The 24,869-nt window shown below is 61.9% G+C and carries 24 protein-coding genes; 13 read left to right on the plus strand and 11 right to left on the minus strand.

The features are described 5' to 3' along the window. Positions 1 to 14: 14 nt before the first annotated feature. Positions 15 to 683 carry a leucyl/phenylalanyl-tRNA--protein transferase gene (aat, locus tag D1227_RS19175; protein WP_119405819.1) on the plus strand — a complete coding sequence of 223 codons (669 nt, stop codon included), beginning with the start codon at positions 15 to 17 and terminating at the stop codon, positions 681 to 683. Here aat and D1227_RS19995 read toward each other — a convergent pair. Genes D1227_RS19995 through D1227_RS19190 form a run of 3 tightly spaced genes read right to left on the minus strand, consistent with a single transcriptional unit; the run spans position 608 to position 2,215 of the window. Continuing rightward, positions 608 to 1,249, minus strand: a complete 642-nt coding sequence (locus D1227_RS19995; protein ID WP_119376466.1) for a DUF2155 domain-containing protein — start codon at positions 1,247 to 1,249, stop codon at positions 608 to 610. The two genes, aat and D1227_RS19995, sit on opposite strands and share 76 nt — an antisense overlap. Positions 1,250 to 1,260: 11 nt before the next feature. Beyond that, positions 1,261 to 1,833 carry an MlaD family protein gene (locus tag D1227_RS19185; RefSeq protein WP_119376465.1) on the minus strand — a complete coding sequence of 191 codons (573 nt, stop codon included), beginning with the start codon at positions 1,831 to 1,833 and terminating at the stop codon, positions 1,261 to 1,263. Then, positions 1,826 to 2,215 carry an NADH:ubiquinone oxidoreductase subunit NDUFA12 gene (locus D1227_RS19190; RefSeq protein WP_119376464.1) on the minus strand — a complete coding sequence of 130 codons (390 nt, stop codon included), beginning with the start codon at positions 2,213 to 2,215 and terminating at the stop codon, positions 1,826 to 1,828. Before D1227_RS19190 ends, D1227_RS19185 begins: the two co-directional genes overlap by 8 nt. 174 nt (positions 2,216 to 2,389) lie before the next feature. Between D1227_RS19190 and D1227_RS20300 the strand changes: the two genes are divergently transcribed. The 3 genes from D1227_RS20300 (at position 2,390) to D1227_RS19205 (ending at position 6,070) form a co-directional block, all read left to right on the plus strand. Beyond that, complete coding sequence (locus D1227_RS20300; protein ID WP_233349928.1) at positions 2,390 to 4,657, plus strand: TSCPD domain-containing protein; 2,268 nt, start codon at positions 2,390 to 2,392, stop codon at positions 4,655 to 4,657. Positions 4,658 to 4,725: 68 nt separating this feature from the next. Continuing rightward, positions 4,726 to 5,214, plus strand: a complete 489-nt coding sequence (locus D1227_RS19200) for a pentapeptide repeat-containing protein (protein ID WP_119376463.1) — start codon at positions 4,726 to 4,728, stop codon at positions 5,212 to 5,214. A 169-nt stretch (positions 5,215 to 5,383) separates the two neighbouring features. Then, on the plus strand, positions 5,384 to 6,070 hold the full coding sequence (locus D1227_RS19205; protein WP_158586728.1) for a pentapeptide repeat-containing protein: 687 nt from the start codon (positions 5,384 to 5,386) through the stop codon (positions 6,068 to 6,070). 62 nt (positions 6,071 to 6,132) lie between these two features. On the opposite strand, the gene aspS is transcribed toward D1227_RS19205, so the two are convergent. Continuing rightward, complete coding sequence (aspS, locus tag D1227_RS19210) at positions 6,133 to 7,968, minus strand: aspartate--tRNA ligase (protein WP_119405821.1); 1,836 nt, start codon at positions 7,966 to 7,968, stop codon at positions 6,133 to 6,135. A 90-nt stretch (positions 7,969 to 8,058) separates the two neighbouring features. On the opposite strand from aspS, the gene rnd reads away from it, so the two are divergent. Beyond that, the gene (gene rnd / locus D1227_RS19215; RefSeq protein ID WP_119405822.1) at positions 8,059 to 9,231 is read left to right on the plus strand and encodes a ribonuclease D; all 1,173 of its coding nucleotides are present in this window, start codon (positions 8,059 to 8,061) and stop codon (positions 9,229 to 9,231) included. A gap of 21 nt (positions 9,232 to 9,252) precedes the next feature. Here the strand turns inward: rnd and D1227_RS19220 are convergent, their stop codons facing one another. The 4 genes from D1227_RS19220 to D1227_RS19235 are packed head-to-tail and all read right to left on the minus strand — an operon-like array spanning position 9,253 to position 14,720. Beyond that, positions 9,253 to 10,755, minus strand: coding sequence for a Ppx/GppA family phosphatase (locus D1227_RS19220; protein WP_119405823.1), 1,503 nt, complete (start codon positions 10,753 to 10,755; stop codon positions 9,253 to 9,255). Position 10,756: 1 nt separating this feature from the next. Next, a complete protein-coding gene (locus tag D1227_RS19225) occupies positions 10,757 to 12,976 on the minus strand; it encodes an RNA degradosome polyphosphate kinase (RefSeq protein ID WP_119405824.1) in 2,220 nt (739 codons plus the stop codon). Further along, positions 12,976 to 13,695 carry an HdaA/DnaA family protein gene (locus D1227_RS19230; protein WP_119405825.1) on the minus strand — a complete coding sequence of 240 codons (720 nt, stop codon included), beginning with the start codon at positions 13,693 to 13,695 and terminating at the stop codon, positions 12,976 to 12,978. The genes D1227_RS19225 and D1227_RS19230 overlap by 1 nt, the downstream gene beginning before the upstream one ends. Continuing rightward, the gene (locus tag D1227_RS19235; protein WP_119405826.1) at positions 13,692 to 14,720 is read right to left on the minus strand and encodes a hypothetical protein; all 1,029 of its coding nucleotides are present in this window, start codon (positions 14,718 to 14,720) and stop codon (positions 13,692 to 13,694) included. The genes D1227_RS19230 and D1227_RS19235 overlap by 4 nt, the downstream gene beginning before the upstream one ends. Before the next feature lie 109 nt (positions 14,721 to 14,829). On the opposite strand from D1227_RS19235, the gene purM reads away from it, so the two are divergent. Together purM and purN are read left to right on the plus strand one after the other, a co-directional pair. Next, positions 14,830 to 15,855 carry a phosphoribosylformylglycinamidine cyclo-ligase gene (gene purM, locus D1227_RS19240; protein WP_119405827.1) on the plus strand — a complete coding sequence of 342 codons (1,026 nt, stop codon included), beginning with the start codon at positions 14,830 to 14,832 and terminating at the stop codon, positions 15,853 to 15,855. After that, positions 15,852 to 16,445 carry a phosphoribosylglycinamide formyltransferase gene (purN, locus tag D1227_RS19245; protein ID WP_119405828.1) on the plus strand — a complete coding sequence of 198 codons (594 nt, stop codon included), beginning with the start codon at positions 15,852 to 15,854 and terminating at the stop codon, positions 16,443 to 16,445. Before purM ends, purN begins: the two co-directional genes overlap by 4 nt. 40 nt (positions 16,446 to 16,485) lie before the next feature. Here purN and ndk read toward each other — a convergent pair whose 3' ends face one another. Next, entirely contained in the window at positions 16,486 to 16,908 is a 423-nt protein-coding gene (gene ndk, locus D1227_RS19250; RefSeq protein WP_119376452.1) for a nucleoside-diphosphate kinase, read from the minus strand. A 143-nt stretch (positions 16,909 to 17,051) separates the two neighbouring features. Here ndk and D1227_RS19255 point away from each other — a divergent pair, with 143 nt between their 5' ends. Further along, a complete protein-coding gene (locus D1227_RS19255; RefSeq protein WP_119376451.1) occupies positions 17,052 to 17,243 on the plus strand; it encodes a hypothetical protein in 192 nt (63 codons plus the stop codon). Here the strand turns inward: D1227_RS19255 and D1227_RS19260 are convergent. Together D1227_RS19260 and D1227_RS19265 are read right to left on the minus strand one after the other, a co-directional pair. Next, positions 17,240 to 17,710, minus strand: a complete 471-nt coding sequence (locus D1227_RS19260; RefSeq protein WP_119376450.1) for a DNA polymerase III subunit chi — start codon at positions 17,708 to 17,710, stop codon at positions 17,240 to 17,242. The two genes, D1227_RS19255 and D1227_RS19260, sit on opposite strands and share 4 nt — an antisense overlap. Positions 17,711 to 17,712: 2 nt before the next feature. Continuing rightward, complete coding sequence (locus tag D1227_RS19265) at positions 17,713 to 19,179, minus strand: leucyl aminopeptidase (RefSeq protein WP_119405829.1); 1,467 nt, start codon at positions 19,177 to 19,179, stop codon at positions 17,713 to 17,715. A gap of 95 nt (positions 19,180 to 19,274) precedes the next feature. Between D1227_RS19265 and D1227_RS19270 the strand changes: the two genes are divergently transcribed. The 5 genes from D1227_RS19270 to D1227_RS20385 all read left to right on the plus strand — a co-directional run bounded on the left by D1227_RS19270 (position 19,275) and on the right by D1227_RS20385 (position 24,868). Continuing rightward, positions 19,275 to 20,381, plus strand: a complete 1,107-nt coding sequence (locus D1227_RS19270) for an LptF/LptG family permease (protein WP_119376448.1) — start codon at positions 19,275 to 19,277, stop codon at positions 20,379 to 20,381. Beyond that, complete coding sequence (locus D1227_RS19275; RefSeq protein WP_119376447.1) at positions 20,381 to 21,499, plus strand: LptF/LptG family permease; 1,119 nt, start codon at positions 20,381 to 20,383, stop codon at positions 21,497 to 21,499. Before D1227_RS19270 ends, D1227_RS19275 begins: the two co-directional genes overlap by 1 nt. Positions 21,500 to 21,567: 68 nt before the next feature. Continuing rightward, positions 21,568 to 24,135, plus strand: a complete 2,568-nt coding sequence (topA, locus tag D1227_RS19280) for a type I DNA topoisomerase (protein ID WP_119405830.1) — start codon at positions 21,568 to 21,570, stop codon at positions 24,133 to 24,135. A gap of 23 nt (positions 24,136 to 24,158) precedes the next feature. Then, entirely contained in the window at positions 24,159 to 24,623 is a 465-nt protein-coding gene (locus tag D1227_RS19285; protein ID WP_119405831.1) for a GNAT family N-acetyltransferase, read from the plus strand. Between the two features lie 113 nt (positions 24,624 to 24,736). Continuing rightward, complete coding sequence (locus D1227_RS20385) at positions 24,737 to 24,868, plus strand: hypothetical protein (protein WP_267896312.1); 132 nt, start codon at positions 24,737 to 24,739, stop codon at positions 24,866 to 24,868. Position 24,869: the final 1 nt, after the last annotated feature.

Below are 24,869 nucleotides of genomic sequence, written 5' to 3' on the forward strand. Positions count from 1 at the left end.
GGGCGGAGGCCGCCATGTCAGACCGGTTCGATACGGAAAGATTGCTCGACTGCTACCGGCAGGGCGTGTTTCCCATGGCGGATTCGCGCCATGACATGAATCTGTTCCTGATTGCTCCGGAAATTCGCGGGGTCCTGCCGCTCAAGGGATTCCACATTCCCAAGCGCCTGAAGAAGACCGTTCGCCGGGCGCCGTTCCGCGTGACGGTCGACCTTGCCTTTAACCGGGTCATGGAAGCGTGTGCGGCGGAAGTTCCCAATCGCCCCACCACATGGATCAACACCCCTATCCTCAACCTCTACAGCGCACTGCACCGGCAGGGTTATGCCCATTCGGTCGAGTGCTGGGATGAGGATGGCTGGCTCGTGGGCGGCCTCTATGGCGTTGCGCTTGGCGGGGCGTTCTTTGGCGAGAGCATGTTTTCCCGCAAGACCGACGCATCGAAGGTGGCGCTGGTCCACCTCGTTGCGAGACTGATTGCTGGGGGTTTTGAATTGCTGGACGCCCAATTCCACAATCCGCATCTTGAGCAGTTCGGCCTTGAAGAAGTTCCGAAGGCAGAGTTCATGCGCCGCCTGCAGCATGCGCTCTCTGTCGATGCGGATTTCTACTCGGCCGGATTACCCGGGCCGGACGGGCTGACCGGTGAGCGGTCGGTACACCTGATCACCCAGACATCGTAGACGGGGTGTTCCAGCGCACTGAGGCCGGGTGAGGACGCGAACATCCAGCCGGAAAACAGCAGCTCTTCATCCGCCGCCTCCTGCTCATCATCGCCGCGCGGTTCTGCCTCGTCGTTCTGCGCGATCGCCTCGGCGTCGATTTCGCTATCGTCGACACCTTCAACCTCGCTGGCAAGGCGCGGCACGGCCATGGACCGCATTCGGATGGCCTGCGTTGTTTCGATCTTCAGGAACGCCACGCTTTCCGGCGGCTCCTCCGGCGGGGTCTGATAGCAGACCGACAGATCAATCTTCAGCGATCCGTAGATCACCGGTTCGCCGACCTTTATCTCGAAGTCTGTGGAACGGCCCGTAATCTTGTCCAACGCCCGCAGCGTGGCTGTCTGGAGCTTGACGTAGCTGGGCTGGCGCACAGCGCGCTGATCGTCTTCCGCTTCTTCGAGCAGGCCGTCTGACTCAGCGCCCTGCTCCTCTGCAGCAGGTTCATCGGGGCCTTGTTGCGCCGCGCTGAGGCCGACCGACAGGGCCAGGGCAGCTGTCGCGCAGACAATCGGGACAAGTTTCAAAAGACGACTCCCTATTCAGCCGGGTCGGGATAAGCACCCTCATCTGAACCCGATGAATCGGACGATTCTGTGTCGCTGGCTGCACCACCCGAACCAGAACCGCTGCCATTGGCGAAGGACGCAAACAGGGTGAGCAAGTCGACACTGCCTTGCGTGTAAAGGATTTCACCGCAGCCGGAGTCGCCGAAAAGCTTCTGGTTTTCCCCGCACGGCTCAATTTCGCCGAAGCCAGGGCCCGGCTCGAGGCTGATATAATTGCCACCCAAGAGGCCCTCGGCCTGAATGCGGGCCGAGGCACCATCTTCCAGCGGGAAGAGATCTTTCGACAACGCCATGGTGACCAGGGCTTCGGCCCGGTCGACATCAAGCTTGATCGCCCGCACCGTACCGACCTTCACGCCGGCCATGCGGACGTCCGTTCCGCGGTCGACACCGCTGACGCTGCTGAAGCGCGCGCCAATCTCGACGCTGCCGGACGGGGCAGACGCAGCCTCTCCGCCGCGCGCCAGCGCAAACCAGAGAAAGACGCCAGCCACAACGACGACCGCTGCGCCGATCAGGGTTTCAAAAATCGATTCACGCATCGGGTGTCCAGGCCTCGTAGTCAGCGTCGGACTTCTGGCGCTTGCCAGACTCCTTCAGGGAGCCGTCCGGGCGATAGGCAAACAGCGTACCGGTCATGTTCGGCTTGTGATCTGTTTCCCAGGCGCGGCGATTAAGCGGTGCTTCGGTCGGCGGCTTTTCCAGCGTGTAGTGCAGCCAGCCAAACCAGTCGGCCGGGACTTTCGACGGTTCGGCGAGTCCGCGATACACGACATAACGGCGATTGCGGTGTTCGACCGACTTCTTGCGGTCTTCATAATACTTGTTCCCATATTCGTCCGTCCCAACGAGCGTGCTGCGCCGCTTGATGTCGAACAGGGCACCGAGCGTGGCACCATTCCACCAGGTAAATAGCTTGAGCATGGCCGAATCCTGAACCTTCCTGTGGACTGGAATATGGGGCAGGCTGCGCCGCGAATCCAGTTAGGCTACGGCTCACAATATCTGAACCGGCCCGTCAAGTCTGCGCGACACCAATTAAGTCAGGCGCTTGCCCGGTCCGGCACAAAAGAATGCCAAGCTGCGAAGGATGGGCCAATGAGCCGTCAGACAAAAACCTCAGACCTTCTCTCCGCCGCCATTGAGGCCGGCCGTATCAGCCCCCTGCTCCCGCTCGGACGCCTTGCCCCGGTTCCCGGAGAAGACGGCTCGGGCGACGGCGCAGACAAGCTGGCCCTGGCCATCGAGATGAAACGCAGCCTGGACCTCGCCCAACGCACAAGCCTCGGCCTTGCCGATCTCGTCGAGCAGTTGGGAGAAGCCCCGCGTAATGCCGATCTCGCCGAGGCGCTGGTTTCCGGCCTGCCCGAACCGCTTATCGAGGCGGGTCTGCGCCATCCTGACGGTTTTCCCGGCCTGGAACGCCAGTTGCGCCAGAATGCGATGTCGCTATCGGCACCCGCACCGGTCGCGCTTTCGACAGAGGCCTATGCCAGCGCCAGCAGCCAGGTCAAAGCGGCCCGCGCGCTCGGCGTTTCGCTCAGCATCGGCGACTTCGCCGCGGACGCGCGCAGCCCGGCCATGGCGATCGACCTGGCCGCCTTCGTTTCTGAAAAAGGGCTGGAGCTCGACCTTCTGCGAGAAACGGCCGAAGCCGCGCTGGCCCAGCTCGATGGCGAGGGACCGCTGACGCTGCTGCTTCATGGCATCGCCGCTGGCGCACTGGCGCTTACAGCACAAGGCGAGGCGGACCTGGTAAAGCGGGGAACAGCGATTGTCTCAGCCGTCTCGGCAATGGCGGGCGGAAAGGCGCTGACCAAAGCCGATGCCGGACGGCTTGGCCTGCCGGCGGATACGCAAATCGAGCCCTTGAGTGGGATTGACCTCATGATCGCGCCCCTGCGCGCAGATGCCTCCCTGCCTTTCTCACCCTCCAGCGAGGGGGTTTCGGGCCTCCGGAGTGTGACGGTCACCGAAGACGATGGTGCCGTTCGTCTCAACCCGCAGATCCAGGCCATGCTGTCCGACCGGCCGGACGACCTGTCCAACGTTGAAGAAGCCATTGATCAGACCAGTGAAATCGACGCCGTTCCCGGCCTCGGCAGCGATGTGCTGCGCAGCCGCGGCTTTTCCGACGAAGCGCTCCTGCGGGTGAAGAATGCGTTGCGCGAGGGCCTGCCACTGTCAGCGGCTTTCTCGCGCTGGGTCCTCGGCGATGATGTCATCATCAAGGACCTGCAGCTTGCCCCCGAAGCTTTCGATACCGATGGGCTGTCCCTCCTGCGGGCGATTGGCTTTTCGGCCGACGCTGTTGCCTCGCTCGACACGGCGCTGACGGGCCTTGCGGAAAACGCCGCCCGCTCAGCCCTTCAAGACCTTGGCATCGCCCTGCCGGAAGGCGCCGCTTTCGCCATCGACGTGGCGCGCGGTGCCCGAAAAATGACGACCGGCCTGCTGGCCGACGCAAGCGACTGGAGCCCGATGGACATATCGACCGGCCTCGACGCCGGCCTGTCGGTCCTGATCACGGGTGAAGCTGCCGAGATCGATGATCTTGTCGCGCGGCGGATGGCGTCGATCCACTCGCTGGCTGAAGATCTGAGCGCGGAAGCCGAACAGCCCGTTTCCTCTGACAGCGGCAACGCCCCGGCGCCCAGTTTCGGCGCCCATCGCACGCGCCTGCCGGACCGGCGCAAGGGCTACATCCAGAAAGCCACGGTCGGCGGCCACAAGGTCTACCTGCACACTGGCGAATTCGACGACGGCTCGCTGGGCGAGATCTTTCTCGACATGCACAAGGAAGGTGCCGCCTTCCGCTCGCTGATGAACAATTTCGCCATCGCTGTTTCGCTCGGCCTGCAATACGGCGTTCCACTCGACGAATATGTCGACGCCTTCGTGTTCACACGCTTCGAGCCTGCGGGCGAAGTGACCGGCAACGACCGGATTACGAAGGCGACATCCATCCTCGACTATATCTTCCGCGAACTGGCCATCTCATATCTCGCGCGCGAGGACCTTGCCGAGCTAGGCGACGATGTCAGCCATGATGGGCTCGGCCGCGGCCTCAAGGACGGTACGCGCCAGGAGCCGCAGCCCCTTCCCGAAGAGGCCGTGCAGTTCATCTCCCGCGGTTTTTCGCGCGGGCAGCTGCCCGACAATATCGTTATCCTCGATCGCAAGCGCGCCGAACGCGACGAAGCTGCGCATATCGAAGCCGATGCGGCCGGTGATGGCGATCCCGAATACCTGCCGCAACCCTGCCCGGGCTGTTCGAGCTTTACGCTGATCGCGTTACCGGGCGAGGACACGCTGCATTGTGAAACCTGCGGCGAGGAAACCAGCAGCGGAAGCGTGCTCAACTAGCCTCTCAGGATGGCAAGCCGATTGCGAGTTCCCGTCGCAGGAGAGTTTTCTCGCCACGGGATTGTGCCATGCTGAAACAGATTATCGCCACCATCGCCCTTGCGGCCGCAGCGGGCCCTGCTTTTGCCCAGGATGCGTCAGAGATCGCGCGGGTTCAGTCAGGCGACTCGTGCCCGCGCTGCAACCTGTTCCAGGCGGACCTGGCCTATATGGATCTCAGCGATATCGATGTCTCCGGCGCGCGCCTGCGCCAGTCCGACATGCAACTGTCGACCTTCGATGACTGGAACCTGTCCGGGGCCAACATCTCTGTCGCCAACCTCTTCGGCGCCCGTTTCAACCGCGCCGATTTCACAAGCGCCAGTCTCGAACGCGCGACCCTGGTCGGCGCCTATTTCGGCAGCTCGACCTTCACGAAGGCAAATCTCTCGGGTGCAAACCTTTCAGGTGCAGACCTGTCGATCGCGAAGGGCCTGACCCAGCAGCAGCTGGATACCGCCTGCGGGGATCCATCAACCCGCCTGCCGGCCGGGCTGTCTGTCCGGGCATGCCGATAGCGGAAGACGGGTGAGGCGAAACCGCCACACCTTGTTGTGCAGTACAGTGATTACACGGAATTCAGTTAAGCCAACCGGTTCAGGGTAATAATGTTGGAACATGTTCGATAGACGGCATAAACTCACACTGGCGGCTTTGATCGGCGCATTGATGTTTCCAGCAGGCCAAATGGCCGCGCAGGAGAACTCCACGCGCGTGGCGTGGGCGCCTTCCTATGGCGGTGCCTGTGCCGACTGCGACCTTCGCGAACGCAACCTGTCCGGCTGGGACATTTCGAACGCTCACTATCCACGCGCTGACCTGTCCGGCGCCCTGCTACGGGCAACGCGCGCCATGAATGTGAATTTCGCCGGCGCCGTGGCCGAGCGCACCGACTTCCGGCAAGCTGTCCTGGATGGCGCAAGCTTCAACGACGCCGAGCTTCTCCAGGCCCGCTTCGACAATGCCAGCCTGCTCAACACGAATCTCGCCGACGCCATGCTGAACGGCGCGAAGCTGCGCAAGAGCAAGCTCAACGGGGCCAACCTGCGCCGCACAGACCTGAGCAACAGTTTTGCCGAGGGCGCTGACTTTTCAGGCGCCAACGTCTCCGGCGCGATATTCGACAGTGCGCGGCTTGCTGGCGCACAGTTCAACAACACGATCATGATCGGCACATCCTTCAAGGACACCGCGCTGGACCAGGCCAGTTTCGCGAATGTCCGCCTGCTGGACGTCGATTTCACCGGCGCAACCGGAACGGATTCGATCGATTTCAGCGGCGCATGCACCGATCCGCTCAGCCGGTTGCCTGAAGGCCTTGAGATTGAGCCCTGCGCGCCTCTGGAAGGCGCGATGGTCGTCGAGCTACAATAACCGGCGCAATCCCGTTCAAGAATGTAGAAAGGGCGCCCTGGAGGCGCCCTTTTTCAATCCGGCTAGTCTTTCTTGACCTGAGGCGCGAGCCGGATGTGAAGCTCGCGCAGCTGCTTTTCCTCAACCGGGGAAGGTGCCTGCATCATCAGGTCACGCGCCTGCTGGTTCATCGGGAACAGCGTCACGTCGCGAAGATTGTCGACTTCTGCAAGCAGCATCACGATGCGGTCCACACCCGGCGCAATACCGCCATGCGGCGGGGCGCCAAAGCGGAAAGCATTCAGCATGCCGCCGAATTCGGCCTCGACGACATCTGCGCCGTAGCCGGCCAACTCGAAGGCCTTGAGCATGATATCGGGGCGGTGGTTCCGGATCGCACCGGACGACAGTTCGATACCGTTGCAGACGATGTCATACTGGAAAGCCTTGAGCTCCAGCTGCTTCTCGACCGTGTCGGCCGCTTCCAGCGCCTCGAGCCCACCTTGAGGCATCGAGAAGGGGTTGTGCGAGAAGTCGATCTTCTTGTTGTCCTCATCCCACTCATACATCGGGAAGTCGACAATCCAGCAGAAGCGGAAGACGCCCTGCTCGATCAGGTCCAGCTCCTCACCGACCTTGGTACGGGCAGCGCCGGCAAGCTTGTAGGCCGCTTCGTGCTTTCCAGCCGAAAAGAAGATGCCATCGCCGGCACCAAGACCCAGCTTATCCAGCAGCGCCTTGAGATGGGCCGGTTCGAAATTCTTCAGCACCGGATCCTGGCTGTCGACACCGCCGCCATCGGCTTCCTTCAGGCGGGCATAGCCTAGGCCAGGCGCCTGCATTTCCTTCTTCGCCCACTTGTCCATGTCGTCGAAGAACTTGCGGGACTTCTCGGCCGCCGCCTTTGGCGCCGGAATGGCGATCACCTTGCCACCGCCGCCGATGATCTTGGCAAAGATCGAGAAACCGGTCTTGCCCTCATCGGCAAAGAATTCAGTGACGTCAGCCAGTTCGATCGGGTTGCGCAGGTCGGGCTTGTCCGAGCCATATTTCGCCATGGCTTCAGCATAAGGGATCTGCGGGAACGGGCCTTCGGGCATGGTGCGGCCCTTGCCCTTCCAGTCGGCGAATTCTTCGAACACGCCGCGCATCACCGGCTCGATCGCGCCAAACACATCGTCCTGGGTGACGAAGCTCATCTCGATATCGAGCTGGTAGAACTCACCGGGGCTCCGGTCAGCGCGGGCATCCTCGTCGCGGAAACACGGGGCGATCTGGAAGTAGCGGTCGAAGCCCGACACCATGAGCAGCTGCTTGAACTGCTGCGGGGCCTGCGGCAGGGCGTAGAATTCCCCGGGGTGCAGACGCGACGGCACGAGGAAGTCGCGTGCCCCTTCCGGCGATGAGGCCGTCAGGATCGGCGTCTGGTATTCTGTAAAGCCCTGTTCGACCATGCGGCGGCGCAGAGAGGTGATGACCTGACTGCGCAGGACCATGTTCGCATGCAGCGTCTCACGGCGAAGATCGAGATAACGGTGCTTCAGGCGGATATCTTCGGGATAGTCGGGCTCGCCGAAAACCGGCAGCGGCAGCTCAGCCGCCCGTGACTGCACTTCGACTGCGCTCACGACGACTTCGATCTCGCCGGTCGACAGGTTCGGATTGACCAGCGAATCATCGCGCGCAACCACCTTGCCCTCAATCGTGAGGACGCTTTCGGCCCGCAGGTATTCCACCGTTTCAAAGCCGGGCGCGCCGGGATTGAAAACGCACTGGGTCAGGCCATAGTGATCGCGCAGGTCGATGAACATGACCCCGCCATGGTCGCGGCGCCTGTGCAGCCAGCCCGACAGTTTGACGGTTTCGCCAACCTGTGCCTTCGTAAGTTCGCCGCAAGTATGCGAGCGGTATGCGTGCATTCTCTCGCTCCGAGGATTGTTTGACGACAGACCAGCTTTTAGCAAGCCGCCTCTCGCCTTTGTTGTGCGGATGCGATACGCGTGCGCGCCATGACTGACAAGACGTTGACGCCGATTACACAGCAGGAAGAACTGCAAAAGTTCTGCGAAAACCTGACTTCGGGCGACTTTATTTGCGTGGACACGGAATTTCACCGGGAAACCACCTTCTGGCCGGAGCTCTGCCTGATCCAGGCCTCAGCGCCTGGCGTTGAGGGCGTCATCGACCCGATGGCCAAGGGAATCGACCTTGCGCCCTTCCTTGACCTCATGGCCGACACTAGCCGGGTCAAGGTCATGCATGCCGCCCGGCAGGACATGGAAATCTTCAACCGGCTGATCGGAACGCCGCCCGCCCCGGTCTTCGACACCCAGGTCGCATCCATGGCGCTGGGGCTGGGTGATTCGATTTCCTATGACAATCTGATCCAGCGTGTCCTGCGCCGCCATATCGACAAGTCGAGCCAGTTTACCGACTGGAAGCGCCGTCCGCTTTCCGAAAAACAGCTCAACTACGCACTCGGCGACGTGACCCATCTGCGCGATGCCTATCTGTGGATGCGGGACGAACTGGAAAAACTGGACCGGATGGGCTGGATCGCTGCCGAACTGGCCGAAATTTCCAATCCGGCAGTCTATGATACCGACCCCAGGAATGCCTGGCAGCGCCTTAAATTCCGCAAGACGCACAAGGATTACCTGGCGGTCTTTGCTGCTGTCGCCGAGTGGCGCGAGCGCCAGGCCCAGACAATCGACCGGCCGCGCCGCCGAATCCTGAAGGATGAGGCGATCCAGGAGATTGCCGACCAGAAGCCGACAGCACCGGACCAGTTCGACCGGCTGCGCGCTGTCCCAAATGGCTTCATCCGCTCACGCACTGCAGAGGGGCTGATCGAAACCGTTGCGGCGGCCCTCGCCGATCCGGATGCGCATGCGCCCAGGCTGCCCAAGCGCCAGCAGAACCCGCAGACGCCGGCCGGCGCACCGGAAATGCTGAAGGTCCTGCTAAAGGCTGTCAGCGACGAGGTGAATGTCGTCCCGCGGCTGATCGCGAATGCTGCCGACATCGAGCGGATCGCGCGTGGCGAGACTTCGGATGACATTCCGGCGCTGACTGGATGGCGACACGATGTTTTCGGCAGGAAGGCACGCGCGCTTCTGACCGGGAAACTCGCCCTGTCCTTCGAGAGTGGCCAGGTCCGCCTGTTCGAGCCAAAGACCTGATGGCTCACTTGGCGGCGGGGTCTATGCCTCGCCGATGATGATCTGCCCGTCGAGATCCATGAAGGTCGCCAGCTGCGAGAACCGCTTCTGCACCGTCGCCGAGACCATATCCGCACAATCGGACGCAATTTCCATGACGAGCTTCGATTTCGTCGTCTTCAGGCTCGCCTTGGAGAGCAGTACTGCTGAACGGCCGGAATAGACCGCGCCAAGCCGCATTGCCGCGCCGAGGACGCGGGCAACCTGCTCGTCAGACTCCCGGCCGAGACGCGCAAACTGCTTCGGGCGCTGGAATTTATGTGTGTAGCGAAGCCCTGTGGCGTGGGCGAGGAGGACCCGGTCCTCATGGCTGAGACAGGGCACGGGTGCCCGCAGCAGCAGGAAGTAGGCCATGTCGGCACGGTGGTCGGGATGATAGCGCCCGCCACAATCGGCGGCGAGACAGGCGGCCCTGAAAATGCGCTCACGCGCTGCCGTCTTCGGCAGGATTGGCCTTATGAAACGATACAAAGCCTGACTGAAGTCGAACTGCCCCTGATCCAGCCTGAGATAGGCAACCAGACCGTCGCGCATGGGATCACCCGTCGGCTTCTCCATGGCCCCGAACAGCGACTCGCCCTGCTGATCGAACAGTACGCCGTCCCGCAGGCCGTTAGCCGAAATGACGACTTCCTTGAAGCCGCCCATGTCGAACGCCTCGTCGAGCACAAGCGCAGCGTGCACCAGCGTGTCATAGCGCCGGCCGACAATCGATGAGATGCGCTGGGCCATATCCTTGTCGCGCAGCGTCGACAGGATCTCGCGCACGACATAACGGACAGCCTGCCCGTTCATCCGGTAGCCGTGCAGCACGCCGAGCGGATATGCCGTCAGCTCGATATGCACGCTAGCGATGGCGCGCCACGATCCTCCCACTGCGTAAAGCCGTCGCGCTCCCGCCTGCAGCAGGGCCGAGGATTTCAGCACTTTCCGGATGGCCTTGCGGCGGTCTGCCGGTTTCTGATCCGACGTAAAGGACAGGGAGAACGGGCCGAGCGGATGGGTTTCGCCTTCGCTGTGAGACCCACCAGGCGAAATGGAATGGAATTCCAGGCTCGATCCGCCGAGGTCACCGACAATGCCATCGGCCTGGTCAAATCCGACCTGGACCCCGAGCGATGACAGGCGCCCCTCGTCCGCGCCCGACAGGATGCGCAAGGGCGAGCCAAGTTCGGCGGCCGCGAGACGGGCAAAGTCCTGGCCGTCCTCCGCCTCACGAACGGCCGCTGTGGCAACCGCGATGACTTCGGTGACATCCAGCCCTTTGAGGATCGCCCGATACCGGCGAAGCGCTGCCAGCGCCTGGGTGACACCCTCCGGGGAGAGTTTACCCGTCTCCGGCAGCCCACGTCCCAGGCCGGCGAGTACTTTTTCATTAAAGTAAGGCAGCGCGGCCGCACCCGTCACTTCGTAGATCACCAGGCGGACCGAGTTCGAACCAATATCGACGACAGCGGATTTTTGCGGCTCGAGCGCAGGCTGCATATCAGGACTTGCCCCGCTTCCTTGGCGCCAGGCGTGGCGGCAGGCTCACGACGAGGGCATTTCCCCGTCCGGAAAGACTTGGGTTTTCCATGAAGTAACGGTGCGCGCTGAAGCCCTCTCCCCGGTCTGGCGGACGCAACCTGTGAAACCCGCCATCGCCGTCCATCTCCCAACTTTGTTCGTCATCATTGAGGTTGGCGATCATGATCTGGTTGAGCACCTGCCTGTGAACCGTTGGATTCTCGATCGGCACCAGGGCCTCGACACGGCGTTTCAGATTGCGCTGCATCCAGTCTGCGGACGAAATGAAGACCTTCGCCTTGGGCGACGGGAGCGTCTCGCCATTGGCAAAGCAGACGATACGCGAATGTTCGAGAAAGCGGCCAATCAGGCTCTTGACCTGGATATTCTCCGAAAGCCCTTCAACGCCCGGACGCAGACAGCAAATGCCGCGCACGACCAGGATGATCGGAACGCCCGCCTGGCTTGCCCTGTAGAGCGCATCGATCACGTCACCATCGACAAGCGAATTCATTTTCGCCCAGATCCCGCAGGGCTTGCCCGCCCGGGCGGCCTTCGCCTCTGCCTCGATCAGCTCGATCAGGCGCGGCTCCAGCGTGCGGGGCGACATCGCAATCTTCTCGAAGTCCGGCGCAAGGTCGGGCGGTTCGCGATAAGCGGTGATGTAGTTGAACAGCTTGTTCGCATCGCGGCCCAGTGCCGGGTCCGCTGTGAAGAGTGACAGGTCAGTGTAGATTCGCGCGGTCACGGGGTGGTAATTGCCTGTGCCGAAGTGCGTATAGGACTGCAGCTTCTGACCTTCCCGGCGCACCACGAGCGAGACCTTGGCGTGGGTCTTGTAGTCAATGAAGCCATAGACAACCTGCACGCCAGCGCGTTCCAGGTCGCGGGCCAGCCGCAGGTTCGTCTCCTCATCGAAGCGGGCCTTGATTTCGACCAGCGCGGTGACGTTCTTGCCCATCTCCGCTGCTTCCATCAGCGCAGACACGATCGGTGAATTCAGCGTCGTCCGGTAAAGCGTCTGCTTGATCGCAATGACATCCGGATCGATGGCGGCCTGCCGGATGAACTGCACGACGACATCGAAGGATTCGTAAGGGTGATGGACAATGAAGTCTTTCGCCCGGATTGCAGTGAAAGCGTCACCACCCATCTCCCGGATGCGTTCGGGATAACGCGGCTCATAAGGCTTGAACTGCAGGTCGGCGCGGTCTTCCACGATCAACTCCGACAGACTCTTCATGCCAAGCAGGCCATGCAGCACCATGATATCGCGCGGCTCGGCGCCGATCTCGCGGGTGATGAAATCCTGTAGCGGCTGCGGGGCGTCGCCGTCGATGTGGATGCGAACGATGCGGCCCCGGCGGCGCTGCTTCAGCAGGATCTCGAACTCATGGATCAGGTCCTCGGCCTCTTCCTCGATCTCGATATCGCTGTCGCGCACGATCCGGAAAACGCAGTGGCCGGACGAGCTGAAGCCCGGAAACAGCATGTCCATGAATTGGGCGATGACGCTTTCCAGACGGACGAAGCGAATCCCCTTTTTCGAGCGGTCAGGCAGCCGGATGAAACGCGGTGAAAAGGCCGGCATGGGAACGAGGCCAACCATGGCTTCTCCGCCGGCCTTTTCCGGCACGAGCTGGAAGGCAACCGCAAAACCGAGATTGGGAATGAAGGGGAACGGATGCGCTGGATCGACGGCCTGCGGGGTCAGGATCGGAAAAACGTTCGACTCGAAGTGTTCGCGAAGCCAGGCCACATCCGCCTTGCCGAGATCCTGCATGCGAAGCACTTCAAGCTTCTGTTCGGACAGGAGATCGCGCAATTCCTTCCAGCAAGCCTGCTGGGCTTCCATGAGCTTGGCCGATTGCGCCTCAATGGCCTCAACCTGTTGGCCGGGGGTCATGCCCTCCTGGCTGATCCGGGTGACACCGGCCCGGAACTGCTCGCGCAAGCCAGCATAGCGGACCATGAAAAATTCATCGAGATTGCTGGCCGAGATCGACAGGAAACGTAGCCGTTCGAGCAGCGGATGCTTCAGATTATGTGCCTCTTCAAGAACCCGCTCATTGAAGCGCAGCCAGGACAGTTCACGGTTCAGGAAACGGTCTGGGCTCCTGATCAGCGCCGCATCCAGCTTCGTCTCCGAAACAGGCTTCTGTCTGGTCGCTGATTTCGACTCTGGTTCCTCTGGCGGCATCAGTCTTCCCCATCATCGAACAAAGGGCGCGTGCCGCTTTGTCCGTCCAATACATCGCGCGCCAGTGGAACCGTGACCTCGCGCCCCTCAACCTGTTCGTGCAGGCTTTCGACAAAAGACTCAAGCGCCTCATAGTTCCGTTCGATCCGGAGCAGCAGATAGGCCTCGACATCCTTTGGCAGCTTCAGGAAGCGGCGGCGCATGGCGGCCCGCAGCCGCGCAACTACCATGTCATCATCTGGCGGGCCAAGTTCGACCAGCGTCATGGATTTGAGACGCGAGGCAAGATCCGGCTGCCGCACGCGCCAGAGAGCTGGCGCCTTTCGAGCGGTGAGCAACACATATCCGCCGTTCCGGGCCGACAGGTTGATGAGCGATAGCAGGTTATCCTCGTTCCGGATCAGGTCGGCATCGTCGACCGCCACAGGCTGCGACGACAGCGCGTCCACCTTCTTGTGAGACAGCTTGTCAAAAGCCTTCACGTCGATGACCTGGCCTTCGGCATGCGCGGCCCAGGCCCGCGCGACTACAGTCAGACCGGACTTCGCCTGCCCGACAATGGCCAGCGTATGTGTGCGCCAGTCGGGCCACCGGCGCAGCACCGAAATGGCGGTGCGATTGGACGCTGACACTGCCAGTCCATCCAGCGTGGGGCCGGGCGCGGGAAAATCTAGCGCGAGCTGGCGCTGTCTACCTGTTTTTCCGACGTCTTCACTCACTCGACACCCAGGTCAGCTCCTCGCGAAACAGCTGTCGTCATCACCCATCCACTCGGATCGGGATCGAGCATGATGCCTCTTTCGCGCAGATTGGAGATGAGGCGGTTGGTGTCGCCCGCATGAACGAAAGCGACCACCGCGCCGGTTCTCGACAGGCCCTCGATGACGAAATCCTCGACCAGCGGTGAGCGCGCCATGGCGGACCGGAGGGAATTCCACTCCACCAGCGAGGTGAAGAACACTGTCGAGCGCGCAGGCGTGCGCTCCTGCGTGCGGATGATGGACTGGCTCTTCCAGACATAATCGAGCACGCCGGATGCCGCGTCGACGGCCGCTTCGAGCGTCGGCATGGAACCCGTCGATCCGAGGCGGGTTTCACCGGCCGCCGTGACCGAATAGAGATCGACGCGGAAAGCGCCGCGCGATCCGTCGAGCACCGCCTTGATGGCGCGCCGGGCGTCTGCCGCCTGGACATCGGCTTCCAGTTCCGGCCAGCCTGAAAAGGCTGATGCGAGCGGCGAACGGGAAACAGCATAAGGGGCGAGCTGACCAACCGACTGATCGGGCCATGCTTCCGCCCAGACGGATGCAGGAAACCGGTCCGAGACCGGGAAAACCACCGCCTTCGGCGCGGGCTGGTCAATATAGGGAATGCCACGCGCTTTCAGGAAATCGCGCACATTGACCGGATTATAGACGACAGCGAGCTTGCCCACATAGCGATTGCCGCCGCGCGTTTCCTGCTCGACATCAACCGCTGCCGCCAGCTGCGAAGCGACCTCCGGCGTGATGGCACCCGGCTCCAGCTTGCCGGCCCGGTCTTCCGGCAGGGTCAGCCGGTCTATGATCTGGTAGGCGCCTTCGATCCGCGCACTCATGAACGCCTGCTGCTGGGCTTCGATGACGGAGTCCGCTTCCTCTTCGACCGTAATGTCGCGAATAGTGTAGATATCACGGGTCTGGCCGACGGCCTGTGCCGCGAATCCCAGCCAGATCGCCGCAGCGACAATCACGAATCGAATCATGGGCGTACCCTTCTCTCTTTCATGCCGCACTTCCTATCAGGCCTTTGCGTCATCTGGAACCGCTTCACCGGCTGGTCGAAGCAGTTTGGGCATGCTAACGCGCTGATCCATGAGTGCCAAAGATCAAACTCCCCTTTCCTATAAGGACGCTGGTGTCGATATTGAGGCAGGCGAACGCCTGGTCGATGCGATTTCGCCGATGGCCAAGGCGACCCGGCGTGCCGGCGTCATGGGCGGCCTTGGCGGCTTCGGCGCCTTGTTCGACCTCAAGAAGGAAGGCTGGAAGGACCCGGTCCTCGTGTCGGGCACCGATGGCGTTGGCACAAAGCTGATGCTCGCCTTCGAAACAGGCATCCACAATACGGTCGGGATCGATCTTGTTGCCATGTGCGCGAACGATGTCCTCGCCCAGGGCGCGGAGCCATTGTTTTTCCTGGACTATTTTGCCTGCGGGAAACTTGAGGAAGGCATCGCCGAGAGCGTGATTGCCGGGATCGCGGAAGGCTGCAAGCAGGCGGGTTGCGCACTGGTCGGCGGCGAAACGGCCGAAATGCCCGGCATGTATCCGCCCGGCCATTACGACCTTGCCGGTTTTGTGGTCGGCGCCGTCGAGCGCGAGCAGATCCTCCCACGCATGGATGACATGAAGGCGGGCGACCTGCTCATCGGCATCGCCTCGTCCGGTCCGCATTCGAATGGCTACTCGTTGATCCGGAAGGTCGTCGAACGCTCAGGCCTGAACTGGGAATCACCTGCGCCCTTCGCCAATACGACGCTCGGCGAGGCCCTGCTGACGCCGACGCGGCTCTATTCGAAAGCCGCCCTGCCGCTCATCCGGTCAGGCCGCATCAAGGGGCTTGCACACATCACCGGTGGCGGGCTCACGGAGAACGTGCCGCGCATGCTGCCGGACGGGCTTGCGCCCCGTTTCGACCGCGCCAGCTGGCCGCTGCCGGAGGTCTTCCGCTGGCTGCAGGCTGAAGGCAGTGTTGCCGAAGACGAAATGCACCGGACCTTCAATATGGGGATCGGCCTCGTCTTCGCCGTCGCGCCTGACCAGGCCGAGACCGCCATGGCCGAATTGCGTGCGGTGGGCGAAAACCCGGTCGTGATCGGCGATATCGTTCCCGAATGAGCAAGCTCCGCCTCGGCATCCTGATCTCGGGCCGCGGCTCGAACATGGAGCAACTTCTCAAGGCGGCGCAGGACGCCGACTATCCTGCCGAGGCCGTTCTCGTCCTGTCAAACCGGGCCAATGCCCCCGGCCTTGAGACAGCCGCAGCGTTCGGCGTTCCCGGGCAGGCCATTCCGCACAGTAACTTTGCAGACCGCGAGGCCTTCGAGCGCGCCATGGATGACGTGCTGCGGGACAACCGCGTCGAGGTGATCGCCCTGGCGGGTTTCATGCGGGTGCTCACGCCATGGTTCGTCTCTCGCTGGGCGGGCCGAATGATCAACATCCATCCGTCCCTGCTGCCGAAATACCCGGGACTGGATACCCACAAGCGCGCCATCGATGCAGGCGACTCAGAAGCCGGCTGCTCGGTCCACTGGGTCAGCGAAGGCGTCGATGAAGGCGGCGTGATCGCGCAGGCCCGGGTACCGGTACTGGCCGGCGATACACCGGACACGCTGGCCGACCGGGTCCTCTTCGAGGAGCACAAGCTCTATCCGCGTGCCCTGGCGCTCGCCTGCGAAGAGATCATGAAAAAACCCCGGCGGTAGGCACCGGCCGGGGTTTCAAGCTTGCCTGGTTTGCAGCGTTCTAGCCGGCAATGTCGGCTTCGGAGAAGAACTGGCGGATTTCCAGGTCGGCATTCTCTTCGCTGTCGGAGCCGTGGACGGAGTTTTCGCCGATCGACTTGGCGTAGAGCTTCCGGATTGTGCCGTCTGCGGCGTCTGCCGGATTGGTCGCGCCCATGACATCGCGATAGGCCTTCACGGCGTTCTCACCTTCAAGCACCTGAACGACGACCGGACCAGAGGTCATGAATTCCACGAGTTCACCAAAGAACGGGCGCTCCTTGTGGACAGCGTAGAAACGCTCGGCCTGCTCCTGGGTCATCTTGATGCGGCGCTGGCCGATGATCCGCAGGCCGGCCTTCTCGATGACGGCATTAATGGCGCCGGTCAGGTTACGCTCGGTTGCGTCCGGCTTGATGATCGAAAAGGTACGTTGGGTCGCCATGCAAGGCTCCTTGATAGACGTCTTGTGTGGATTGTTCTGGCGCGCCTATAGCCGGGCACGCAGCGCGGGGCAACCGCTGCTGACATGGGCGAACGGCATGTTATGATTGCGAGACCCAAACAGGAAGCGAAAGCAGGCACGAGATGCTCGGAATCCTCAGGCTCATGATCGCCTTCAGCCTTATCATCGCCGCCGTTTACGGCGTGATCTATCTCTGGACCGGTGTCCTGCCGGAACATGGGCTGAAAGTGCTCGCCACTGTCGCCATCGTGACGGTGCTGTCGCTCGCCATCATGGTGCTGTCGAAACCGGCCAGCGGATCGAAGAACAGCTAGCCAGCCTCCTTCCAGCCGCCCTGCTCGGTCTGCTGGAAGTATCGTGTCGTCAGGCCGGCATCTGAGGCAGCCTTGAACAGGCTGCGCGCCTTGCTGCGGACCGGCGCATCGCCATCGTCGAACATCACCATGCACCGTTCGTAGGGTGCATCCACGGGCAGCTCCGCTCCGTCCATCAGGAGCGCAACGGCCGCAGAATTGAGGTTGTCGCCCTTCTCCGCAATCAGGATGGGCTGGCGGGAGGGATCAAGCCCGGCCGCCTCGGCCTGGCCATGCGGCAGGAAGCTCTGGTCGTCATAGGTCCAGAGCGCGGCATCGAGCGCACCCCGGCGGCGGACATCGGGGCTGACTGCGAGCACGCGCCAGCCCCGTTCCAGGCATTTTTCAAGCAGAGGACCGGCAGCCTGTTCCAGCGTCGTGCGCTTCAAGTGGTAGAACCACCATTCAGGTTTGCCGGCCTCGCTCAAGATCAGCCCTCGTAATTATCCGCGATCCAGCGATCCAGCAGGCGCGGTCCGAAGCCGGAGGCCCAGCTCGGATCGAGTGGCGACTTCTTGCCATCGACCCAGGCCACGCCGGCAATGTCGAGGTGCGCCCATTTCTGGCCGTCCTTGACGAAGCGCTTGAGGAACTGCGCCGCCGTGATCGATCCGGCCGCCCGTCCGCCAATATTGCGCATGTCGGCAAATTTCGACTTCAGGAGCGAGTCGTATTCCTCGCCCATGGGCAGGCGCCAGACCCGCTCGCCTTCGGCCAGGCCCGCCTTGGTCAGGCCGTCCGCCATGTCGTCATCATTGGTAAAGAGGCCAGCATGATGGTGGCCGAGCGAAATCACGATCGCCCCCGTCAGCGTGGCCAGGTCGACAATGGATTTCGGCTTGAAATGCTCTTGCGCATACCAAAGCACGTCGGCCAGCACGAGGCGGCCTTCGGCATCGGTATTCTGGACCTCGATCGTCTGGCCAGAGGCTGACTTCAGGATATCGCCCGGGCGAATGGCGTTTCCGTCCGGCATGTTCTCGACGAGGCCGACAAGTCCGATGACGTTCGCCTTCGCCTTGCGCTTGGCCAGGGCCAGCATCGCACCGGTCACGGCAGCCGCGCCGCCCATGTCGCCGCGCATGTCTTCCATGCCCGGTCCGGGTTTCAGCGAAATGCCGCCTGTGTCGAAGCAGACGCCCTTGCCGCAGAGGGCGACCGGATCGTCACCCTTCTTGCCGCCCATCCACTTCATGATGCCGAGCTTGGATTCCTTGACCGAGCCCTGCCCGACGCCAAGGAGTGAGCCCATGCCGAGCTTTTCCATTTCCTTCTCGCCCAGAATCTCGACCTCGATGCCATGCTTTTCGAGTTCCTTGATCCGTTCGGCAAAGGTCGCCGGATAGAGATCGTTCGGCGGAAGGTTCATCAGGTCGCGGGCCAGGCGCGTACCTTCAGCGGCCGCACCCAGCGGCTTCCAGGCCGCCTTGGCCGCGCGCTCATCCGGGCAGACGAGTGTGAAGGTCTTGAGGCTCGGCTTCTGGTCAGCCTTGAGCTTGGTGAAGTAGTCGTCGAAGCGGTAAGCGGCGAGATCGGCGCCAATCGCCGCACGGGCCGCAAACTCGGCGTCGTCGACATGCAGGGCCAGCGTCTTGAAGCCGCTACTGGCCTGGCCTTTGACGAGAAGCGCCCCGATCTTTTCCTGCGCACGCGCATCGCGCTCTTTCGGCTTGCCGCCGCCAATCAGGACGGCCCGGCGGGATGGTGCACCCTTCGGAAGCACGACATAGGCCTGCTGGCCATGCTTGCCGGTAAAGCGGTCCTGTTCGAGCGCTTCGGCAAGCAAACCGCCCGACGCTTCGTCCAGCGCCTTGGCGGCTGCCGGAAGTTTGCCATTTTCATCGACGACGAATGCAGCGATGTCTGCGTCCGCCTGTTCAGCAAAAGTGATTTTCATGAATAAACTCCATTTGGGGCCGAAACTAAGCATCGACGCGCGCCAATCAACTCGCTAGGCAGTGGCGCCAGGCAAAAACTTCAGCCGAAGCAGTGATGAAACGCATACAGAGCTATCTCTTCAAACAGGTTTTCCGCTCTGTCGTGGTCATTGTCGGCGGGCTGACCCTGCTTGCCATCCTGGCACAAGGCCTTTCGCAGACGGACCTGATCGTCGAGAATCGCCAGTCGGCGCTTATCTTCTTCTATGTCGTTGCACTGGGCGCTCCGCAAGTCATCGCACTGCTGACGCCACTTGCCATATTCGTCGCAACGGTCTGGTCACTCAACAAGCTGCACCGCGACAATGAGATCGTGGTCGCAGGCGCTGCGGGGATGACCCGGTGGCAGATTTCCTCGCCCATTATCCGGCTTGCCGTGCTGGCTGGGCTGGCGCACCTGGCGGTGAACCTCTGGGTTCAGCCCACGGCGCAGCGGACGCTGCGTGAAACGGTCAGCGCAGCGCGTGCGGACCTTGCCTCATCGCTGGTTCGCCCCGGCCAGTTCACATCGGCTGGCGAAAACCTCACTGTCTTCGCCCGCGAGTCGCGCGGCGGGGACCTGATCGGTGTGCTGATCTCTGACAACCGCGCCGAGTCGCGTGACTACCTCGCCCAGCGAGGCCGCTTTGTGGAAGTCGACGGCGTGCCCAGCATCGTCATGTGGGAAGGGCAAATTCACCAGACCGACTCGAATGGCGCACTCTCCATCCTCGATTTCGACCAGTCGACCTTCGACCTCTCGCCTTTCATCAATGATTCCGATGCCGTCGTCCTGAAGGCCTCGGACCGCTACCTGCACGAACTCTTCTCCATCGACCGGACGAATTACCAGGAATTGCAGGATGAGCAGAAATTCCTGGCTGAAGCCCACACACGCCTGACAACGCCCCTGGTCAGTATCGCCATGGCCCTGATCGCCATCATGGCGGTGCTGGGCGGTGATTTCAGCCGGCGGGGCTATTCCCGGCGGATCGCATTGGCCACCGCTGGCGCGCTGTTCCTCATCATGGTGCAACTGACCGTGCAATCGGCCAGCGCCGACGCTGTGCTGGCCAATATTGGGCAGTGGCTGGTACCGATCGGGACCATCGCCTTCATCTCGCTGATCTTCTTCAAGTGGCGCCTGCCGAAGATCACCCGCGTGCAGGGGGCGTATCGCTGATGTTCCTGAACCGCATCCAGCGCTACATCCTGATGCAGTGCATCATGGGCCTCCTGCTCGTCATGACGGTATTCGTCGTGACGATCCTGCTGGTGGACGTCGTCGAACAGTTGCGGACGGTTGGCGGCGATATCGAACTGCCTCCTCTCATCGCTGTGCAGCTTTCGCTGATGAAGCTGCCCGGCCTGATCGAACAGACCCTGCCCTTCGGCATCCTCGTTGCCGCGATGATGGCTTACAGCCGCCTCAATGTGCGCTCGGAACTCTCCGTGATCCGAGCGTCCGGTGTGTCGGCCTGGCAATTCCTGACACCGCTTGTGGTGATGTGCGTCAGTCTCGGCCTGTTTTCGATGATGGTGCTGAACCCGCTCGGCGCGCGCCTGTCAGACCAGTTTGAATCGCTGCGCAACCAACTGCTCGTAAGCGGCGGCGTGCGCATCGACTCCAGCAAGAATGACGTCTGGCTGCGTCAGGGCGACGGAAACTCCCAGATCGTCATTCATGCAGACAGCGTCGATGAAACGGGCCAGGTCTTCGAAGGCGTGAAGATGCTCGAGGAAGGCCGCGTCTACGTCAACGGCCAGCCGACGCAACGCTTCGAGTTCGTCCGCCGGATCGATGCCGAGCGCGCGCGTATCGTTGGCGGCTTCTGGCAGATCGATAATCTCATCGAAAACGAACCCGGCCAGCCTCCTCGGACCATGCCAAGCCTCGCCATCCCGACGGACCTCGATCCCGACACGCTGCTCAACCGGTTCACATCGCCAAATACGATCGGCTTCTGGACGCTGCCTCATTTTGTTGAACAGACGCGTCAGGCCGGCCTCGATTCTTCCCGTTTCGCCGTTCGCCTTTACGGGCTGACGGCCATACCGGTCTTCTACACCGCCATGGGTCTTATCGGCGCGATCGTTTGCCTGCGTCTGTCGCGCCTGGGCGGCACCAGCCGGCTGGTCGCGACCGGCTCCGTCTCGGCCATCGGCGTCTTTTTCATCATGCAGTTTTCGTCCAGCCTTGGCGCATCCGGCGCCCTGCCGCCGATCATCGCCGCCTGGTCGCCTGCCCTGTTCGCCCTGTTCGCCAGCCTGACCGTTCTGGCCTATCGCGAGGATGGCTGACGCTCAGGCCGGGTTGACAGCCACGCCGACGAATCCCAAGTTCCGCCGCTGTCCGGAGGATGCCCCATATGAAAGTTGTTGTTGTTGAATCGCCTGCCAAGGCCAAGACGATCAACAAGTATCTCGGAAAAGACTACAAGGTGCTGGCCTCGTATGGCCACGTCCGCGATCTGCCCTCGAAGGACGGATCGGTCGATCCCGACAATGACTTCGAAATGGTCTGGCAGGCCGATTCGAAGTCGGCGAGCCGTATCCGCGAGATTGCCGAGGCGACCAAGTCTGCCGACAAGCTGATCCTTGCGACCGACCCCGACCGCGAGGGCGAGGCGATTTCCTGGCACCTGCTGGAAGCGCTGGAGAAGCGCCGGGCGCTAAAGGGCATTCCGGTCGAGCGTGTCGTGTTCAACGCGATCACCAAGAATGCCGTCACCAATGCGATGGACCATCCGCGCGAGATCGACCAGGAGCTTGTCGATGCCTACCTGGCCCGCCGGGCGCTGGACTATCTGGTCGGCTTCAACCTGTCGCCGGTGCTCTGGCGCAAGCTGCCGGGCTCACGCTCTGCCGGCCGCGTCCAGTCTGTTGCCCTGCGCCTGATCTGCCAGCGCGAGCTGGAAATCGAGACCTTCGTTGCGCAGGAATACTGGTCGATTGAGGCCGACCTGCGCGCCACGGATGGCACCGACTTCAAGGCCCGGCTCCATGCGCTCGATGGCAAGACCCTCAAGAAATTCGACCTGCCGGATGAAAAGGCCGCGACCGCCGCGCTTGAAGCGGTAAAAGTCGGCGGTTACTCCGTCAGCTCCGTCGAATCCAAGCCGGTCAGGCGCAATCCGCCACCCCCCTTCATCACCTCGACCTTGCAGCAGGAAGCCTCCCGCAAGCTCGGCTTCACCGCCAAGCGAACGATGCAGGCCGCGCAGAAGCTCTATGAGGAAGGCCGCATCACCTATATGCGGACCGACGGCGTCAACATGGCCGAGGAGGCCTATCACGCCGCGCGCAAGCAGATCGAAGGTGATTATGGCGCGCGCTACCTGCCTGAAAAGCCGCGGCGCTACTCATCAAAGGCCAAGAACGCCCAGGAAGCGCACGAAGCGATCCGCCCGACCGATTTCAGCCTGCGCCCGGAAGCCTATCGCGGCGATGGCGACCTGAAAAAGCTCTACACGCTCGTCTGGCGCCGCGCCGTTGCCTCGCAGATGGAACCGGCCGAGTTCGAGCGCACCACGCTCGACTTCCTGTCGAAGGACAAGCGCGCCCAGCTGCGCGCAACCGGTCAGGTCATCGTCTTCGACGGTTTCATCAAGCTCTACACCGAAGGCCGGGATGATGGCGACGATGACGAGGATTCCGAAGGCCGCCTGCCCAAGATGAAGGAAGGCGAGCATGCCGACCTCAAGGACGCCAAGTCCGAGCAGCACTTCACCCAGCCACCGCCACGTTATACCGAGGCCTCGCTGGTCAAGCGCCTCGAGGAGCTCGGTATCGGCCGACCATCGACCTATGCGTCGACGCTGTCGACGCTGGAAGACCGTGAATATGTCCGTCTCGACCAGAAGAAGCTGATCCCGGAGGACAAGGGCCGGCTGGTTACGGCCTTCCTGGAAAACTTCTTCGCCCGCTATGTCGAATATGACTTCACGGCGGAGCTGGAAGAGAAGCTCGATGTGATCTCCGACGGAAAGCTCGACTGGAAAGCGTTCCTGCGGGATTTCTGGGTGCAGTTCCAGGCGGCCATTGCCGATACAAAGGAGCTGCGGGTTTCCGACGTGCTGGATGCGCTGAATGAAGCGCTCGGCCCGTACGTCTTTCCGAAGGTCGACGAGAACGGAAACGTCAAGGAAAACCCGCGCCTCTGCCCGCTCTGCAATGAGGGCGAACTGTCGCTTAAACTCGGGCGCCATGGCGCTTTTGTCGGCTGCTCGCGCTACCCGGACTGCAAGTTCACACGCCCCTTCTCGGCCGACAATGAAAAGGACGGCGCGATCAATCCGGAAGGCGAGGAACTTGGCCTCCATCCGGATACGGGTGAACCGGTACTGCTCAAGACCGGCCGTTTCGGACCGTTTGTGGAAACCTCGCAAGGCGAAGACGAGAAACCGCGGCGCACCAGCCTGCCAAAGGGCTGGGAACCGCAATCAATCAACCTCGAACGCGCGCTGAAACTGCTATCGCTTCCTCGCGAAGTCGGCAAACATCCTGAGGATGGCGAACCGATCATCGCCAATCTTGGCCGCTATGGCCCTTATGTGCAGCACCAGCGCACCTTTGCAAACGTTCCGAATATCGAGGAGCTTTTCGATATCGGCCTCAACCGCGCCACAACGCTAATCGCCGACAAGAAAGCGAGCCGCGGCGGTGGCCGTGCGGCTGTGAAACCGCTGAAGGAGCTTGGCAAGCACCCGGGCGATGACGAGCCGATCCATGTCTATGAGGGCCGCTACGGTCCATACGTCAAACACGGCAAGACCAATGCGACCCTGCCGAAGGAGACGACTCCGGAAACGGTGACGCTGGAACAGGCTATCGAACTCATTAACGCCAAGGCCAAGAAGAAACCGGCAAAGAAAAAGCCGGCCGCGAAAAAGAAGGCACCGGCGAAGAAAAAGTCGGCCGCCAAGGCGAAAGACTGAGCTGACCCGGGAAAACGGGAACGATGACGATAAAAGTCAGACCCGCTTCACTGGACGACCTGCCGACCCTGCTCGACTTCGAGCAGGGGATCATCAAGGCCGAGCGTCCCTATGACCATCTCCTGAAGCCAGACCCGATCAGCTATTACGATATTGGCGAGATGATCGAGGCCGAGGATGCCGAAGTCATGGTCGTCGAAGTGGGCGGCGAGCTCGTCGCCTCCGGCTATGCCAAGGTCAAGCGTTCGCGCCATTACACCTCACCGGACTGGCACGCCTTTCTGGGCTTCATGTTCGTCCGGGAAAGCCATCGCGGCCAGGGCATCAACCGGATCCTGCTGGATGCCCTGCTCGACTGGTCGCGCCAGCGCGGGCTCACGGAAGTCCGCCTCACCGTATACCCCGACAATGAGCCCGCCATCCGCGCCTACGAGAAAGCAGGCTTTGAGAACTACCTCACCGAGATGCGGCTCGGCCTGGAAGACTGATCCCAGCACTGTCCTTGTTTTCATGCTATAGTGAACCAGTTCACTGGGGAGACGTTGAATAGCTTTGTTGAATTAAAACAAGGCTTTTTCAAATGACGACACAAGGACACGACATGACAGAACCACAACTTGATACCAATGAAGCCCGTCAGGGCGAAACCGGATTTGGCGTGCGCTGGATCCTGATCATTTCCTCGATCGCGGCAATCTTCGCCATGGGGATTCTGGTTGGGACAATGATCTGAC

It is taken from the genome of Henriciella mobilis, assembly GCF_003576315.1.
Taxonomy (GTDB): Bacteria; Pseudomonadota; Alphaproteobacteria; order Caulobacterales; family Hyphomonadaceae; genus Henriciella; species Henriciella mobilis.

Coding starts and splice junctions, on each gene's coding strand:
- D1227_RS19235 (WP_119405826.1), bottom strand. CDS start 14,720: ATGATTCGATTCGTGATTGTCGCTGCGGCGATCTGGCTGGGATTCGCG.
- D1227_RS19285 (WP_119405831.1), top strand. CDS start 24,159: ATGACGATAAAAGTCAGACCCGCTTCACTGGACGACCTGCCGACCCTG.
- rnd (WP_119405822.1), top strand. CDS start 8,059: ATGACTGACAAGACGTTGACGCCGATTACACAGCAGGAAGAACTGCAA.
- D1227_RS20385 (WP_267896312.1), top strand. CDS start 24,737: ATGACAGAACCACAACTTGATACCAATGAAGCCCGTCAGGGCGAAACC.
- D1227_RS19220 (WP_119405823.1), bottom strand. CDS start 10,755: ATGCAGCCTGCGCTCGAGCCGCAAAAATCCGCTGTCGTCGATATTGGT.
- aspS (WP_119405821.1), bottom strand. CDS start 7,968: ATGCACGCATACCGCTCGCATACTTGCGGCGAACTTACGAAGGCACAG.
- purN (WP_119405828.1), top strand. CDS start 15,852: ATGAGCAAGCTCCGCCTCGGCATCCTGATCTCGGGCCGCGGCTCGAAC.
- D1227_RS19190 (WP_119376464.1), bottom strand. CDS start 2,215: ATGCTCAAGCTATTTACCTGGTGGAATGGTGCCACGCTCGGTGCCCTG.
- aat (WP_119405819.1), top strand. CDS start 15: ATGTCAGACCGGTTCGATACGGAAAGATTGCTCGACTGCTACCGGCAG.
- purM (WP_119405827.1), top strand. CDS start 14,830: ATGAGTGCCAAAGATCAAACTCCCCTTTCCTATAAGGACGCTGGTGTC.
- D1227_RS19200 (WP_119376463.1), top strand. CDS start 4,726: ATGCTGAAACAGATTATCGCCACCATCGCCCTTGCGGCCGCAGCGGGC.
- D1227_RS19275 (WP_119376447.1), top strand. CDS start 20,381: ATGTTCCTGAACCGCATCCAGCGCTACATCCTGATGCAGTGCATCATG.
- D1227_RS19270 (WP_119376448.1), top strand. CDS start 19,275: ATGAAACGCATACAGAGCTATCTCTTCAAACAGGTTTTCCGCTCTGTC.
- D1227_RS19255 (WP_119376451.1), top strand. CDS start 17,052: ATGCTCGGAATCCTCAGGCTCATGATCGCCTTCAGCCTTATCATCGCC.
- D1227_RS19185 (WP_119376465.1), bottom strand. CDS start 1,833: ATGCGTGAATCGATTTTTGAAACCCTGATCGGCGCAGCGGTCGTCGTT.
- D1227_RS19205 (WP_158586728.1), top strand. CDS start 5,384: ATGGCCGCGCAGGAGAACTCCACGCGCGTGGCGTGGGCGCCTTCCTAT.
- ndk (WP_119376452.1), bottom strand. CDS start 16,908: ATGGCGACCCAACGTACCTTTTCGATCATCAAGCCGGACGCAACCGAG.
- topA (WP_119405830.1), top strand. CDS start 21,568: ATGAAAGTTGTTGTTGTTGAATCGCCTGCCAAGGCCAAGACGATCAAC.
- D1227_RS19225 (WP_119405824.1), bottom strand. CDS start 12,976: ATGCCGCCAGAGGAACCAGAGTCGAAATCAGCGACCAGACAGAAGCCT.
- D1227_RS20300 (WP_233349928.1), top strand. CDS start 2,390: ATGAGCCGTCAGACAAAAACCTCAGACCTTCTCTCCGCCGCCATTGAG.
- D1227_RS19265 (WP_119405829.1), bottom strand. CDS start 19,179: ATGAAAATCACTTTTGCTGAACAGGCGGACGCAGACATCGCTGCATTC.